We start from the raw sequence: 15,055 nt of genomic DNA, 5'->3' as shown, positions 1-15,055 counted from the left end.
TTCGAAAAATTAAAAATGATTTTGAATATTAGATTTTCTGTGTTATTTTTGCAGTCCGAAATAAAGTATAAAAGATTTAAAATATTATATAGCTAAGAGAAATGGCAAATCATAAATCGTCGATCAAAAGAATTAGAGCAAACGCTGCGAAGCGTCTAAGAAACCGTTACCAAGCGAAAACTACACGTAACGCAATCAAGAAATTACGTAACACTACTACAGCAGAAGAAGCTAAAGAATTATTGCCACGCGTGGTATCTATGCTTGATCGTCTTGCTAAGAAAAACGTTATTCACAAGAAAAAAGCTTCTAATAACAAGTCTAAATTGACTAAATTCGTTAATAAATTAGCGTAATTTAAGCTTTTTTAAAAAATATTTTAGGGGTGTTTTAACGACATCCCTTTTCTTGTTTGTGGACTTTTGAGTTTTATAGTTTTCAAACAAAAATAAAAAAGGCTAAGAAGAAATTCTTAGCCTTTTTATATTATATTAAACATTTCTTATTTATTCAGGATTGATTTAACGACCTGATCTAATTTTTGTTTATCTCCTTTATAGGATTCCAAATCATAAAGCTCAACTTTTCTGAAATCTATAGGATGGCTCTCGCTTTGCAAATAAATAAATCCTTTATCCAATAATTTGCCATCTTGTTTAACTTTTGGATCAACAGGGTCTACATTTCCGCCTCCAATTTGCGGTTTATTGTATTGAAGAACTACTTGACCATCCAATACATGTTGTATTAATGAATCTCCTAGGACAACAAATTCTGCAGTTACCCATTGGTCTCCATGGTAAGTTTTTGATTTTGAACTTAAACAATGCGGAGTAAACAATTTGTCATCAATGACCACGTTTGTTCCTGGTGTACACAGATTTGAAGTTGTTCTTTCATCTTTTCCGTTTCCTCCCAATAGCTGACCTTCAATGGATATAGGGAAATCTTGGTCTTTCAGCATTGTTTTGGGATCTTGACCATGTAGCATTGCTCCGCTGTTGGCCCAGGCCCAACCTTCACCACCTTTGGTTTGTTCATCAACAAACCTATACTCCAATCTTAGCACATAGTAACCGTAAGGATTGTTGTATGCAAGGTGTCCATATTGTTGGTTAAAATCGTCATATCCATCATAACGTACTTTTAGGAGTCCATCTTCGACTCTAAATGTATTAGCGTAATTGTCGCCTACTTCATGCAATCTAATTTTAGGAGTCCAATCTTTGATATCCTTTCCATTAAACAATTGAATAGGTTTAGGGGTTTTAACGGTTGTTTTTTGGTTGACTTGAGAAGTTGCTGAACAAGAGAACAGGGTTCCCAACAGCAAGCCGGCGATAATGGTCTTAAAGTTCATGAATAAGGGATTATAATAGTAAATTTCGGTTTTTAACGTATTCACTTGGGCGGACTCCGATAACCTTATTAAAGGTGTTGCTAAACGTTGGCAGACTATTGTATCCAACCCTCAGAGCTACTTCGTTGACACTCAACTTGTCATCTAAAAGGAGCTTTAAGGAAGTCAGCATTCTCAATATGGTGAAATATTGGATATAAGACATCGCGAGTTCCTTCTGAAACAGTCTTGCCAAAGTCCTTTCAGATATATCGAAATGCTCAGCTAGACTTTTGAAGCTTATATTTTCCGCAATATTTTGTTCTAGGTAAGTAATGATCTGTTTTAACTTTTCATTCTTTGGATAGGGTAGTGCAAGTGGTAATTCAGTCTGTGAAAGTTCTGGTAATATAAGTTTGAATGCTTTCGCGATTGAATATCTAGGTTCCTCTTCTGGGAAGATGTTACCATTCCATCGATTTGTAAACATGATCAATTCGATCAGCAAATCGTTGACAGGGTAGATGTTGACCTTGTCGAAGAATTCTGTGTCAGTTTCATATTTTGGAAAATACAGATTTCTCATGACAACTTCTGGACTGCTCGGATGTATACTGTGTTTTACATAAGGTGGAATCCAGATATAATGTCTAGCTGGGAGGAAATAAGATTTTTCAGCAGTTTTCAAGAAAACTACACCGCCCTCAGTGTAAAGGAATTGCCCTTTTTTATGGCTATGTTCAGTAACGGATTCGCCCATTACTGCATGATGACAGTAGATACTGTTGTCGTATGTATCAACTTCTGTCAAATAGTATTTATCAATATATTCCTTTTGCATTCAAAATAAGGCGTTAATGTGGCATAAATTTCCTGTTTTTATTTGATAAAAGCAAAAGCGACAAGTCTAGCCCGGCATATTTGTGAGTGATTGCATACCATTTTTACAATTAAATAAAAAAAGTACAATTCATCTTTTGGATTTTATTGCATTTCATCTAATTTCATGGCAGCATAAAATCACCTAGAGCTGCACACACCTATGTTTTATACAATTGTTGCGATACGGATGTGGTAAGTAACCGGTTACTTTTAATTTTTGATTTGAAAGTAACTGGCTATAATGGATAATTTTATAAATAAAATATTGATTAATATTGCCACACTCTTTTAGAGAAAATAGAAACTCACTGATATGATGGACAGAATTCGTCTTGAAAGACTTAAAGACAAAGTAACTACTGCCGAGGAGGCTGTCAAATTAATAGAAGATGGTATGGTTGTAGGTTCCAGCGGATTTACCAAAGCTGGAGATAGTAAGGTAATATTACCTGCCTTAGCCGAACGTGCCAAGAAAGAAGATATTAAAATTACCCTTATGACGGGTGCTTCCTTAGGTCATGGTACTGACGGGAAATTAGCAGAAGCTGGGGCATTAAAGAAAAGGATGCCTTTTCAAGTAGATCCGGTTTTAAGAAATAAGATCAACAACGGCGAAGTACTTTTTATCGATCAGCATTTAAGCGAGAGCGCAGAGCTGTTGCACAATAAAAATCTTCCAGATGTTGATATTGCTGTTTTAGAAGTCGCTTATATTGATCGAGATGGAAGCATAGTACCTACTACTTCTGTTGGTAATTCAGTAACCTTTGCATCTTTAGCAAAGAAAGTAATTTTGGAAATCAACACCTCAGTTCACGAAAATGTGTATGGAATCCATGATATTTATCAAGCTGAGGACTATCCTCATCGAAATGTAATTCCTATTGTTGCACCTTGGAATAAGATTGGAAGAAAATCAATTCCTTTAAATCCGGATAAGGTTGCCGCGATCGTATTCACTAATCAGCATGACAGTCCAGCTGATATTGCTCCACCAGATGAGAAAACAACCAAGATAGCAGAGCATATCCTTGAGTTCTTTGAAGAGGAGGTTAATCTAGGGCACTTGACAGATCGATTGCTACCTATACAGGCAGGTATCGGCAAAGTTGCCAATGCTGTTTTGACAGGGTTCCTGCACAGTAATTTTTATGATCTAACGATGTTCTCAGAAGTGTTGCAAGATTCAGCATTTGATTTAATGGATGCTGGTAAATTAAGTTTTGCTTCTGCTTCTTCAGTTACTGTATCCAAGGAATGTTATGATCGAGTATTCGATAACCTTCAGAAATATCGCGACAAGTTTGTCCTTCGTCCACAGAACATATCTAATACACCAGGTTTGATTCGCAGATTAGGTATTATTGCCATCAATACTGCGATAGAATTTGATATTTATGGCAATGTTAATTCGACTCATATCGGAGGAACTAAGATCATGAATGGAATCGGAGGTTCTGGGGATTTTGCGAGAAATGCTTACCTAAGTATTTTCGTAACACAAGCAGCATCCAAGGATAATAAAATATCTCATATTCTTCCTATGGTTTCACATACCGATCATACGGAACATGATGTCGACATATTGGTTACGGATATTGGTTTGGCAGATTTGCGCGGCTTGGCACCTCGGGAGAGAGCACAGAAGATAATTGACAACTGTGTTCACCCAGATTACAAAGAGGAATTACAATCTTACTTTGACCGTGCTTGCGAGCGTGGCGGGCATACCCCTCATTTATTGGAAGAAGCCTTTAGTTGGCATATCCGATTTAATGAGACGGGCAGTATGAAGAAATAAAAAAAATAAAGGTTGTACCCAAATTTTCAGGTACAACCTTTTTAAATTAACGTAACAATGTAAATGGATTAATTCATGGAACGTCAATACTTTTTACCTTATCTGTTTCTTCCAGGTAGGTAGATTTGGAAACCTACAGCTACACCTAGACCAGATTGTTTACCCAAATCAGAACTGATGTTTGCTTTAGAGTAGTTGTATCCAGCCATTACTTCAAGAGCTACTGTCTGAGTAATAAAGTGGGCATAACCAGCATTCAATCCTAGGTTCAATGATACGTTATCACCGGCAGAACTACCACCGATACCAATATCACCTTGACCAAAGAAACGTCCAGTTGCGCTTGCACCTCCTGGGAAGTAGTAACGCACAAATGGCGCAATACCATAACCCCATTCGTTACTAGCGTCACCTTCTCCATCAGAAGTTCTGAAGCTTAAGTTAGCTTGTGCACCGATAGCTACACCATCAGAAACAAAATAACCCGCTCTTGGATTCACTTGAATGTTGAAAGATTCTGACTCAAAGCTATATCCCAAACTTCCTACAGATCCACCGATCATCCAGTTTCCTTGTCTAATTGGAGCCATTCCAACATCCGCAGATGATTGTGGAACAGTTTTTACCTCTACTTGGGCAGAGCTATAAGTAATAAAGCCAATCGATAAGGCTAATGTTAGTAGTAAATTTTTCATAATGCTCTTATATTTATTCATTTAATTATTGAACAAGATATGGCTAAAATTGTTTTCGTTTTGGAATAAAAATAACAATTGTAGTAAATGACTTACAAAAAAATAACCCTGTCTTAATTGAATAAAACAGGGCTTATATTTTAAAAGAAATTCCCGTCTAATTGATGAATGGAGATTCTAAATTTCTTTTCTTGATATAAAAATCCAAAGCTTTCCATGCTTCGAAAGGTCTGTCGGTAGAAAGCACGTCAGCACCTCTGACGATAAAATCTGCATAAAGCTGATATCCGGCTCTTTCTGCAGAACGGTCCAAGTTACCAATCGTTCCTAAAATTGATTTTATACCATGTTGTCTCAATACGGAATACACGGTAGAATCAGGTTCGCTGGTTCCTATAAATGCGATCAATCTCGTATCAGGAATACCCAGTTCGCTTAATCGCGTTAAATCATCTGCTTTTTTTATAGTTGCTGATATCATAATATCAGGTGCCAATCTGTTTACAACTTCGGCTTGGTTTGCAGAGTAGGTAATAATTATGCTGTTAGATTCTGCTTTGTTATTTCTGATCGATTCGATGACTTTTTCGTATGGAACCGACCTCTTTACATCCAAAGTATAGATTACTCTTCCAATGCCCCATTTCAAGGCTTCTTCGAGCGTAGGGATTTTATATGGAGTTACTTGACCATTATTGTCTTTTAAATAAAGTTCCTGTAATTCGGCATATGTTTTCTTGGATAATTTTCCTTTGCCGGTGGTTGTCCTGTCCAATGTTTCGTCATGCATTAAGACCAGGACTGAATCTTTGGTCATTGCAATATCGCATTCAATTATGGCAGGCATTTTACGAGCTACTTCCGCAAATGTAGGGATAGCATTTTCAGGAAATCCATCACTCGGACCACCTCTATGTGCACTGATCAGCGGGTAAGAATTTTCATTATAAGTCAAGAATTGATACAAGTCGTCCGCCGTCTTCAAGTTGAAGACTTGATCAACCGCAGGCATATTGTTGACATTCGAAGAACTATTTGTTCTAAAACATGAAGAAAAAGCAATAAGAATAATAAGACTAAAAATTGTCTGGATGGAAACTCTATTGTTCATGAATTTGAATATTTGCTTTTACTAAAGAAACTAAATCTTCTAAGGGAGTATTGATCTGATCCACCAAGATATGAGCCTTATCATAAAAAGGGCTTCTTTCCTCAAGTTTGCTTTCGATAAATTGAAGTAATTCTTCTCCAGTGAATCCTTTTAATGCAGGTCTTTTATTTACGTCAGATTGACTGAGTCTATTCCATAAAGATTTTGGGCTATGTTTTAAATAGAGAACTGTTCCATTATTCAACAACCACTCCATATTGTCAAAATAACATGGAGTACCTCCTCCAGTGGATATGATACTGGCTTTTCCATGTTGTTTTTGAAGTACTTCACGTTCGATTTCCCTGAATTTTTCTTCACCATGTTGGGCAAAATATTCAGGAATACTCATGCCTATGCTGTCCACAATCTCATGGTCCAGATCTACAAATGGAAGTTCTAGAGCATTTGCCAATTTCTTTCCCCAAGTGGTCTTCCCACTTCCCATAAATCCAATCAAAAAAACTGGTCTTTGAATCATTCTATCTTATCTAGATATTTAGTTATTAACTCATGTTTGCTAGGAAAATTATGTGGAGACCATTTTTTCACAACATTTCCATTTAACATCAACATTACGCCTGGATTTGCGCGAACCATGCTTTTTAATGGAACTGCATCCACAGAGAAGGTTTCCAATACTAATTCCATCTGATCATTGAGGTAATTTACTTCATCTGCTGAGGAGGCAGTTGCTAGGATTGCCCTAATATTATAATCTGCAGAAAGATCTCTAATTGTAGTATTGATTCTGTCGAGAGCAGCCAAATCAAATGGTGACATTTTTTTAAGATCTGTACTTACAACGATAAAATTATAATATGGATTATTGATGATCTCTTCAGTAACATTATTGCCATCCATATCCGAGATGATAAGATCTGGGATCTTTAGTTCATATCCTTTTTTTACCAATCTGGTTTGAGGTTCGCCTACTACTTCCCAGTTTTCGTCTTCCCATAGTTTTTGACCCATATACTCCTTATCTGTAACTTTTTTTGTTTCAGAAGTAGTTTTGTTTTTCAATTCATAAATGTGCTCAAATACATCGGGTTCTGCCCCTTCTGGCACTTTCATCAATGCAGGAATGTTGTTTCCTTCTTTGTAGGGTAGAAAATCAATTATAGGCAAGAAATAGTAAGTATATATACCAGCACCAAATGATGCAAGAATAATAAATGCTGCTAATAGATTTCTAGTGAAAAGACTTCTAATGAATGGTTTGATTTGATCTCTTTTGATAAATATATATACGATCAAAATCAATAGGACTAAAATCTTTTATAAAGGACTGCCATGGAGTCAATGGTATTGCATCACCAAAGCATCCACAAGATTTAACGACCTCGAAGAATGCTGAATAAAATGTGAGGAAGGTAAAAAACACGATAAGGATCAATAATCCCCATGCTACTTTTTTACCTGCAATACCGAGGATCAATAATGCTCCCAGAATAATTTCAAGAGCACATAGGAAAATTGCGATCCAAGTGGCATAGTCATTTAAAAAATCCTAGGTTCAAAACATGGAAATACTCTTGGAGCTTATATCCAAAACCCATGGGTCATTTGCCTTTATCAATCCGGAGAAGATAAACAGCAGACCAACTAGAATTCTAGCAATCCATAATAAAGCATTAGGTTTGGGTTGTTGTGTTTGGATATAGCTTTGTGTATACGTCATGGTTATATATTATTTTGCTAAGCCTAATTTGATTAATGCAAAAACCGCATAATTTAGCATGTCTTGATAATTTGCTTGCAATCCTTCTGATACTAGTGTTTGACCGTTGTTGTCCTCAATCTGTTTAACCCTGTGCAACTTCATCAGGATCAAATCTGTCATAGAAGAGACGCGCATATCACGCCAAGCTTCGCCATAATCGTGGTTCTTGGCAAACATAAGATCTCTAGTCTGATTTACTTTTTCGGAATATTTCTCTTCAACAATTTTAGGGTCTAGGTTTTCGTTTTCAGTATTTCCGAAGTCCAATTGCATGAGTGCGATGACACAATAATTGATGATTCCTATAAATTCATCAACGACACCTTCGCCAACTTTAGATTCTTTTTTTTCTTCCAGAGAACGGATACGAGCGGCTTTAATATAGATCTGGTCAGTTAAAGAACTTAATCGTAAAATTCGCCAAGCAGTACCATAGTCTTTGGTTTTTTTGATAAATAATTCTTGACAGATGCTTATAATACGATTGTATTCAGTGTTTGTATCCATAAATTGATTTTGCATTATTGTATGACTCTCACAAATATAGCTAGAATATCATTAACCTTTCAGTCACATTGATGTACAATTTCTTCGAAATTCAATATTTATTGAGTCATTCAATTAACTTTGAACTATGCAATATCCAATGTTCCATACCTTGGACTATCTGAAAAACGGAAGCGAAATTCAAAGAAAATCTTTCAATCTATTGAAGGAGTATATGGTTTTTGAACATCTGTCTGAGTATAATCCCATTTTAATTGGAACAATTCCGATTGATATTGCAATTGAGGAGAGCGATCTAGATATTGCATGTGAGGTTTATGATTTGAAAAGAATTTGAAAAGAATTGTCTAAAACACTTCGGAATTCACAAAGAATATAACTTTAAAATCAAAACTCTACGTGGAAAAGAAGTTGGAATTGTTAACTTTAAAATTGCTGATATGCGGGTTGAGTTATATGCAGAAGGCATTGTCGTAACTGAGCAATATGGATATAAGCATATGGTGAAAGAACATCAATTGCTTATGCAATTTGGCCAAGTGTTCAAAGCAGAAATTCTGAGGCTTAAAGCGGGAGGAATTAAGACAGAGGCTGCCTTTGCCCATTTGCTAAATCTAGAAGGAGACCCGTATGAAAGCTTATTGACTTATAATAATTAATAGATGTTGGAGATAAAAAGTCCTGAGATACGGGAAGTTGAGATTACCCGCTATATTCAACCTTTTCGGGAGGGTGGATCTTTACCTGGTTTGGTGGATGCCGATGATGGATTTAGTTATGTGATAAAATTCAGAGGGGCAGGTCAAGGCAAAAAGGCATTGGTTGCCGAGTTTATTGGTGGAGAATTGGCTAGATTTTTAGGATTGCGAGTTCCTGAGATGGTTTATGCCAACCTGGATGAGGGGTTTGGAAGAACTGAGCCCGATGAAGAAATCCAAGATTTATTGAAATTTTCCGTAGGCAAGAACCTTGGTGTTAGTTTCCTGAATGGAGCAATAACCTTTGATGCGAATGTGGATGACATATCTGCAGAGGAGGCATCAAAAATTGTATGGTTGGATGGTTTATTGATGAATGTTGATAGGACCGTTAAAAACACCAATATGTTGATTTGGCATAAGGAATTATGGCTTATTGATCATGGTGCAGCTCTATACTTCCACCATAATTGGATAATTGGGAAGATACGGTCTTAAAACCTTTTGTTCAGATTAAGGACCATGTTTTATTATCGAAGGCTAGTGTTGTCGATAAGATTGATGCAGACTACAAGAGTATGTTCAGCCGCGAAAACATCAGAAAAGTATTGGATGCCATTCCTGATGAATGGTTGATAGATGAGGTGAGAGGGCTTGACGCTGAACAGGTAAGAGACGTTTATGTAGAGTTTATTGGAAAAAGGGCTGAAAATTCTGAGGTCTTTGTAAATCAGATTCAAAATGCACGATAGAACTTTATATGAATATGCTGTTGTAAGGTTAGTTCCACGTGTAGAACGGGAGGAATTTGTGAATATTGGGGTTTTACTTTACTGTAGAAAGCAGCGTTATGCTGATATATTGTACCATATAGATCAAGAACGATGTTCCTTATTGAGTCCTGAGATTGATTTTGAACAGATTCTAGTCATCTGGATTCGATCAAACAAGTATGCTTGGGCACTAAGGCTGGCGGAGCCTTGGCTCAATTAGATCAAACTGAAAGGTTCCGATGGTTAACCGCGAAACGAAGCACTTTAATCCAGTGTTCATCAGTACATCCGGGTTTATGTGTCGATGCCAAAGAAACCCATCAGGAGTTATTCAAGAAATTAGTACTATAATTAAATTCAACTTTAAACCGTTTACCTATTAATAATGGAGGATTTTTATCAACATATCTATCAAAAGCAACAAGCTGTTCAAGATATGCCCAGCAACAAAGCTATTGCGCAATGGGCAGTAGGGTTGATGCACTTGTTGTTTCCGGAGCGAAACTCCAAGACTTTTCATACTGTCCAGGAAATAGAGGACGCATTTAAACAATCTGAGGCTGATCTATATTTAATGTTGTTTAAAACCAAAGCATGTTCAAGTTGTAATATCAAAAAAATCTCGGAGCAGTTTTTCACCAATCTTCCATCTATTTACGAGAGAATGCTTACGGATGCAAAGGCGATAATGGACGGTGATCCAGCAGCTCAAAGTTTAAATGAAGTTATTAGAACATATCCGGGTTTTTTGGCGATTAGTATCTATCGATTGGCAAATGAACTCTGGACTCAAGGAATACCTTTAATTCCTAGGATATTGACTGAATATGCGCATTCTAAAACCGGGATAGATATTCATCCGGGAGCTTTATTGATGAGTACCTTCATATCGATCATGGTACTGGTATTGTGATTGGAGAAACCACAAGAATTGGCAAGCATGTTAAACTTTATCAAGGTGTAACCTTAGGAGCATTGAGTGTTGAGAAGAACATGGCCAATACGCAAAGACATCCAATCATTGAAGATCATGTTATCATCTATGCTGGTGCTACCATTCTTGGTGGCGAAACTGTAGTAGGGCACCATTCAGTAATTGGCGGGAATGTATGGCTGACAAGTAGTGTTGATCCTTATACAACAGTTTATCACCAACCGAATTCTAAATTTATAGACTCAAAACCTATCATGTAATGGGAAATATAATAGACTTAATTGGCAATACCCCAATGGTTGAAATCAAAGGATTTCATGATAATCCAAAGGTGAAAATATTTGCAAAATTAGAAGGCAATAATCCTGGTGGATCCGTCAAGGATAGGGCAGCATTAAATATGATTCGCTCGGCTATGGAACGAGGTGAAATTACTAAGGATACGAAATTGATTGAAGCTACGAGTGGTAATACAGGGATTGCACTGGCTATGATTGCCAGTATGTTTGGATTGGAGATCGAATTGGTGATACCTTCTACTTCTACCAGAGAAAGGACGTTGACTATGGAGGCATTTGGCGGTAAAAGTAACTTTGTTGGATAATATGGAGGTCAGCCGCGATTATGCTGAAGAAAAGGCAGCAAGCGGAGAGTATTTTATTTTAAATCAATTTTCGAACCCTGATAATTATGAAGCTCATGTAAAGACCACAGGTCCTGAGATATGGCGAGATATGGAAGGTAAAATAACACATTTTGTAAGTGCTATGGGTACAACTGGAACAATTATGGGCTGTTCGATTTATTTGAAAGGGCAAAATCCAGATGTTCAGATTGTGGGTTGTCAACCTACCGAGGAATCTTCTATTCCGGGAATAAGGCGTTGGCCAAAAGAATATCTTCCTAAGATTTTCGATCCTTCCCGAGTGGACCGTGTAATTGATATTGACCAGAAGGATGCGACAGAAAGGGCTAGAGAATTAGCTCGAAAGGAAGGTGTATTTGCTGGAATGAGTTCTGGAGGAGCTTTTCATGCCGCTCTCAAAGTAGCCAATGAAATAGACGAAGGTGTTATTGTATTTATTGTTTGTGATAGAGGCGACAGATACCTAAGTTCCGATTTATTCGGTTAATCATAAAAAGAATCGGGCTGATAAGTTTATCAGCCCGATTCTTTTTATGGTATATTTTTATTTGTTATCACGAGACCATATTTCATAGATTGGATCTCCTTTGGAGCTCAAACCACTATGATGCCATTGGGCATCTTTGATTTCTCCATCAAAAGAAAGTTCAGCACCTACGCGACTATTATCTCTCGAAAAGAAAAGAATCTTTTCGGTGTATTTTTTGTTGGTAAAGGTATATGTTCCGCCACCAGTTCCATAAAATCCTTTCTCAGCAGGATTAATTGCAATCCATTGGAAATACCCGTCAACCAGTATTTTTATGGTCTTGCGGTCACCCCGAGGGATTTCAGACATTTTATTATCTTGCTTGCGACCTGTTATTCTCCATAGCCCATCCAAATCTTGCTTATTGGCAACTTGTTTTTTGAAATTTAGGTTTCCCATTGTAATTCCATCTGCATTTGCTTTGGCATTGGTTTCCTTTGCTTTTCCAATTTCATCCGGTTTAGCATCGTTATACTCTACTTGTACTTGAATTCCATTGGTGCCTTCAGAAAATGGTCCACCCCAAGTTGAGAGATACTTATTGTCTTCGTATTGGATATAAGAACTGTATCCATCTACGAATAGCCATAAATGGTTTACATTGCCATCCTTAGCTAGGTATGCTCCTGTAAGGGACTGCTTACTCTGAGCCATGACTGCAAAGCTCATCAGCAGAATCGTCAAACTTAAAAATATTCTTTTCATGTTGTTATTCTGTTGGTTATCTCTTAAATATAATTAAAACCATTTAAAACACAAACTGTTTGATTCTTCATATCAAAGGGTTATTTTTACGCAAATTTTAAAACGGGCAGCCTTGCAGAAATCTCACAGTATACTATTAGTTAGTTTTTTTTGGTTATTTATTTTATCGATTTCTACCTCATTCGGTCAGGTGGATTCTTTGCCAAAGTCTATTGGTGACAGCCTGAGATTTCGAGAGGATAGTCTTTCCACATTAAGTACCCAACCCAAATTCTTAAATGATACCCTTGAATGGGATTTAAATCCAAAGCGTAAAAAGAATTTTTGGCGAGCAGGGGCTCAATGGTTTCTTGCACAGGCATTGCCGGCATCCTTTAACCGCTTTATAACAAAAGATCCATATTCATACATCTCTTTTCAGAACTTTTTAGACCATCAGCGTTTTAGTGCTTGGGATTGGGATGACAACCAGTTTACGACCAATCAGATTGACCATCCTTTTCATGGTCAGATATATTTTAATGCTTTTCGAAGTAATGGTTATAATTTTTACCAGTCTAGTCTCGCTACTGTTGCTGGTAGTTATATCTGGGAGACTGCAGGAGAGACCCAACACCCTTCCATCAATGATTTGGTCAATACAACATTTGGCGGCATCCTGATGGGGGAGATGATGCATCGAGTATCCCGCAATATCTTGGCAAGGAACAGAACCGATCACAACCGATTGGGAAATGAGATCGTAGCAACCATAGTAAACCCAATAAATGGTTTAAACAGGTTTTTGGATGGAAAATGGGGCAAGAAGATCGATGATTATTATGGTGCGGATTCATCCGTAATCACGGCAGAAGTGGATTTGGGAATTCGAAGATTTGACGCTAAGGAAGGAGACTTTCTAAATGAGGGTAAGAATGCTTTTTATGGAAGATTGAGATTCCGCTATAGCAATGGGGACCATAATTATAAAAGACCATTTGATCAATTCTCGGTCAACCTTGAATTAGGGAATGGGGATAGTTCATTTATCAATGCTGTGAATGTTCATGCTCTACTTTACGGGGCCAAGTTTTTCAAGTCCCAAAAAGGAGATCATTATGGCACCCTAAATGCGCATTATGACTTCTATAACAACGATGCTTTCTTTTATGGCGCCCAGAGTTTGAATTATAATTGGCTATCTGAATTCAGGTACAAGAAAGGGAATCGACTGAATCTGAGTGTTGGTGCAGGTGCAGTTGTTTTGGCTGCGGTACCAGATCCATATCTTTTATACGGTGCAAGTCGAAATTATAATTATGGACCGGGGGCATCCTATAGATTTAGAGGAGATTTGATGATCCTCAACCGATTTATGTTGAGTGCTGATTATAATGGTGGTGTTTTCTTTACTATATCTGGAACTGATTCATATTATGTTTTACATGGTTTGAATGTTGAGGCTAGCCTCAGGTTATACAAGAGGTGGTCGATTAATCTAAGTTCTGGATATTTCAATTTGCAAGGACATTTCAGGGACCAACAATATCCTGATTTCAACAGGGAATATCCCTATGGACGACTTTCAGTAGGTTATAACATTTTCTTTTAAAATTTATCCGTTCTATTACCGATTCTAACCTTTCAATTCGAGCACCCGATTGGACCAAAAACGGTATAAGACTTCAATGCAGGAATGGCCTTGTCATTTAGTTCTAGTAAATCATCAATTTCTTTAAATGATAATGAAGAGTTACTGTATAAATAAAAAGGCCTGAAATATAAATTTCAAGCCTTTTTCTATTTTATAACTAATTCGTGCTTTTCTTATTTGTCAAGCTTTTCGAATTTGTCAAAATCAATCTTTTTAGATTTGATTTTAACAGTTTCTTTTAATTGATCGAACACTTTCAAAGCTTTCACTTCTTCGAACAAACGGTTAGCTTGCTCTCTGTCGCCTAACAATTGCATTGCAAATTGTTGTAATTGCTCATCAGTAGGTTCTTCATTGATGTTGTACATTTTGATCTGAGCATAGATACGTTCTTTCGCTAGATCTACAACCTCATCATATTTAACCTCTAAGTTATTAGCTGTTACGATGCGGTTTTCGATGATTGTCCATTTCAAGTTGTTCAAGAAATCTTCGAATCCTTCTTCGATTTCAGTAGCTTCTAAGTTCGGGTTAGTTGCTTTCAACCATTTTTTCAAGAATTCTTCAGGGAATTTCGCATCAACTTTCTCCATTCCGAAAGTATACATATCGTTGCGTAATTTCTGAGCTGAGTTTTGTTTGAACAAGTTCTCAACTTCTTCTTTTACTTTTTCGTTGAATTGTTCTTCTGTAGTTACTTCACCAGCAGGGAACAATTTATCGAAAAACTCTTGGTTCAAGTCAGACTCTTCTAATCTATTGATGTTTTTAACTGTCAATTCGAATTTAGTAACGTCTAAGTTTTCAGCTTCATCTTCAGTTACGCCAAGGATACGAGCTAAGTCAGCAACTTTGAAAGCTTTTTTAACGTCTACTTTTACAGTATCGTCTTTTTTCAATCCTACAAGTGATTTTTTCACTTTAGCATCTTCGATAATATCCGTACGGATCGAAGTTGTTTTTTCGATACCTTCTTCTTTATCTTGTTTCAAAGTAGCATAAAGGACATCACCTTCTTCAGAAACTTCTGGGTTTAG

At 36.9% G+C, this 15,055-nt stretch carries 21 protein-coding genes and 2 pseudogenes; 12 read left to right on the top strand and 11 right to left on the bottom strand.

Going from position 1 to position 15,055, the window contains the following annotated elements; all coding sequences use genetic code 11:
• The first annotated feature begins 101 nt into the window (after positions 1–101).
• Complete coding sequence (rpsT, locus tag FGL31_RS17900; RefSeq protein ID WP_099371837.1) at positions 102–356, top strand: 30S ribosomal protein S20; 255 nt, start codon at positions 102–104, stop codon at positions 354–356.
• 146 nt (positions 357–502) lie between these two features.
• Here rpsT and FGL31_RS17895 read toward each other — a convergent pair whose 3' ends face one another.
• Together FGL31_RS17895 and FGL31_RS17890 are read right to left on the bottom strand one after the other, a co-directional pair.
• Complete coding sequence (locus FGL31_RS17895; protein ID WP_138093493.1) at positions 503–1,360, bottom strand: 3-keto-disaccharide hydrolase; 858 nt, start codon at positions 1,358–1,360, stop codon at positions 503–505.
• 10 nt (positions 1,361–1,370) lie between these two features.
• Positions 1,371–2,180 carry an AraC family transcriptional regulator gene (locus FGL31_RS17890; protein WP_099371835.1) on the bottom strand — a complete coding sequence of 270 codons (810 nt, stop codon included), beginning with the start codon at positions 2,178–2,180 and terminating at the stop codon, positions 1,371–1,373.
• Between the two features lie 354 nt (positions 2,181–2,534).
• Here FGL31_RS17890 and scpC point away from each other — a divergent pair, with 354 nt between their 5' ends.
• Positions 2,535–4,022, top strand: a complete 1,488-nt coding sequence (gene scpC / locus FGL31_RS17885; protein WP_099371834.1) for a succinyl-CoA:acetate CoA-transferase ScpC — start codon at positions 2,535–2,537, stop codon at positions 4,020–4,022.
• A gap of 98 nt (positions 4,023–4,120) precedes the next feature.
• On the opposite strand, the gene FGL31_RS17880 is transcribed toward scpC, so the two are convergent.
• From FGL31_RS17880 to FGL31_RS17860, 6 genes are all read right to left on the bottom strand, one after another.
• Entirely contained in the window at positions 4,121–4,717 is a 597-nt protein-coding gene (locus tag FGL31_RS17880; RefSeq protein WP_138093490.1) for a putative outer membrane beta-barrel protein, read from the bottom strand.
• Positions 4,718–4,874: 157 nt separating this feature from the next.
• Positions 4,875–5,828: a glycerophosphodiester phosphodiesterase family protein gene (locus tag FGL31_RS17875; RefSeq protein ID WP_138093487.1), complete on the bottom strand. Its 954-nt coding sequence runs from the start codon at positions 5,826–5,828 to the stop codon at positions 4,875–4,877.
• A complete protein-coding gene (locus tag FGL31_RS17870) occupies positions 5,818–6,348 on the bottom strand; it encodes a shikimate kinase (protein WP_232046916.1) in 531 nt (176 codons plus the stop codon). Before FGL31_RS17870 ends, FGL31_RS17875 begins: the two co-directional genes overlap by 11 nt.
• Complete coding sequence (locus FGL31_RS17865; protein ID WP_317131067.1) at positions 6,345–7,133, bottom strand: hypothetical protein; 789 nt, start codon at positions 7,131–7,133, stop codon at positions 6,345–6,347. Before FGL31_RS17865 ends, FGL31_RS17870 begins: the two co-directional genes overlap by 4 nt.
• Positions 7,078–7,320: a MauE/DoxX family redox-associated membrane protein gene (locus FGL31_RS29995; RefSeq protein WP_394366194.1), complete on the bottom strand. Its 243-nt coding sequence runs from the start codon at positions 7,318–7,320 to the stop codon at positions 7,078–7,080. Before FGL31_RS29995 ends, FGL31_RS17865 begins: the two co-directional genes overlap by 56 nt.
• Positions 7,321–7,560: 240 nt before the next feature.
• The gene (locus FGL31_RS17860; protein WP_099371862.1) at positions 7,561–8,100 is read right to left on the bottom strand and encodes a DUF1599 domain-containing protein; all 540 of its coding nucleotides are present in this window, start codon (positions 8,098–8,100) and stop codon (positions 7,561–7,563) included.
• Between the two features lie 127 nt (positions 8,101–8,227).
• Between FGL31_RS17860 and FGL31_RS17855 the strand changes: the two genes are divergently transcribed.
• The 9 genes and pseudogenes from FGL31_RS17855 to cysM all read left to right on the top strand — a co-directional run bounded on the left by FGL31_RS17855 (position 8,228) and on the right by cysM (position 11,638).
• Positions 8,228–8,437, top strand: coding sequence for a DUF4269 domain-containing protein (locus FGL31_RS17855; protein ID WP_138093484.1), 210 nt, complete (start codon positions 8,228–8,230; stop codon positions 8,435–8,437).
• A 25-nt stretch (positions 8,438–8,462) separates the two neighbouring features.
• The gene (locus FGL31_RS17850) at positions 8,463–8,759 is read left to right on the top strand and encodes a DUF4269 domain-containing protein (protein ID WP_138093481.1); all 297 of its coding nucleotides are present in this window, start codon (positions 8,463–8,465) and stop codon (positions 8,757–8,759) included.
• Between the two features lie 3 nt (positions 8,760–8,762).
• The gene (locus FGL31_RS17845; protein WP_317131066.1) at positions 8,763–9,296 is read left to right on the top strand and encodes a HipA family kinase; all 534 of its coding nucleotides are present in this window, start codon (positions 8,763–8,765) and stop codon (positions 9,294–9,296) included.
• A complete protein-coding gene (locus FGL31_RS29220; RefSeq protein WP_317131065.1) occupies positions 9,269–9,550 on the top strand; it encodes a hypothetical protein in 282 nt (93 codons plus the stop codon). The genes FGL31_RS17845 and FGL31_RS29220 overlap by 28 nt, the downstream gene beginning before the upstream one ends.
• Positions 9,540–9,791 (top strand): DUF3037 domain-containing protein, encoded by a 252-nt coding sequence (locus tag FGL31_RS17840; protein WP_262709166.1) that lies wholly within the window; start codon positions 9,540–9,542, stop codon positions 9,789–9,791. Before FGL31_RS29220 ends, FGL31_RS17840 begins: the two co-directional genes overlap by 11 nt.
• Entirely contained in the window at positions 9,755–9,922 is a 168-nt protein-coding gene (locus FGL31_RS28315; RefSeq protein ID WP_317131064.1) for a DUF3037 domain-containing protein, read from the top strand. The genes FGL31_RS17840 and FGL31_RS28315 overlap by 37 nt, the downstream gene beginning before the upstream one ends.
• Before the next feature lie 34 nt (positions 9,923–9,956).
• Positions 9,957–10,484, top strand: a complete 528-nt coding sequence (locus FGL31_RS17835; protein WP_317131063.1) for a serine O-acetyltransferase — start codon at positions 9,957–9,959, stop codon at positions 10,482–10,484.
• The gene (locus FGL31_RS29215; RefSeq protein WP_317131062.1) at positions 10,481–10,765 is read left to right on the top strand and encodes a serine O-acetyltransferase; all 285 of its coding nucleotides are present in this window, start codon (positions 10,481–10,483) and stop codon (positions 10,763–10,765) included. The genes FGL31_RS17835 and FGL31_RS29215 overlap by 4 nt, the downstream gene beginning before the upstream one ends.
• A pseudogene (cysM, locus tag FGL31_RS17830) lies at positions 10,765–11,638 on the top strand (cysteine synthase CysM). Before FGL31_RS29215 ends, cysM begins: the two are co-directional and overlap by 1 nt.
• A 57-nt stretch (positions 11,639–11,695) precedes the next feature.
• Here the strand turns inward: cysM and FGL31_RS17825 are convergent.
• Complete coding sequence (locus tag FGL31_RS17825) at positions 11,696–12,385, bottom strand: hypothetical protein (RefSeq protein ID WP_138093478.1); 690 nt, start codon at positions 12,383–12,385, stop codon at positions 11,696–11,698.
• Positions 12,386–12,497: 112 nt separating this feature from the next.
• Here FGL31_RS17825 and FGL31_RS17820 point away from each other — a divergent pair, with 112 nt between their 5' ends.
• Positions 12,498–13,976 carry a DUF3943 domain-containing protein gene (locus FGL31_RS17820; protein WP_138093475.1) on the top strand — a complete coding sequence of 493 codons (1,479 nt, stop codon included), beginning with the start codon at positions 12,498–12,500 and terminating at the stop codon, positions 13,974–13,976.
• Between the two features lie 215 nt (positions 13,977–14,191).
• Here FGL31_RS17820 and FGL31_RS29210 read toward each other — a convergent pair whose 3' ends face one another.
• Positions 14,192–14,797, bottom strand: a complete 606-nt coding sequence (locus FGL31_RS29210) for a trigger factor (protein ID WP_512745633.1) — start codon at positions 14,795–14,797, stop codon at positions 14,192–14,194.
• Positions 14,777–15,040: pseudogene (locus FGL31_RS30580) on the bottom strand (trigger factor); the annotation flags it as partial. The gene FGL31_RS29210 and the pseudogene FGL31_RS30580, both read right to left, overlap by 21 nt.
• Positions 15,041–15,055: the final 15 nt, after the last annotated feature.

Source organism: Sphingobacterium daejeonense (assembly GCF_901472535.1).
GTDB lineage: Bacteria > Bacteroidota > Bacteroidia > Sphingobacteriales > Sphingobacteriaceae > Sphingobacterium > Sphingobacterium daejeonense.
This window is presented reverse-complemented; position numbering and strand designations above follow the sequence as displayed.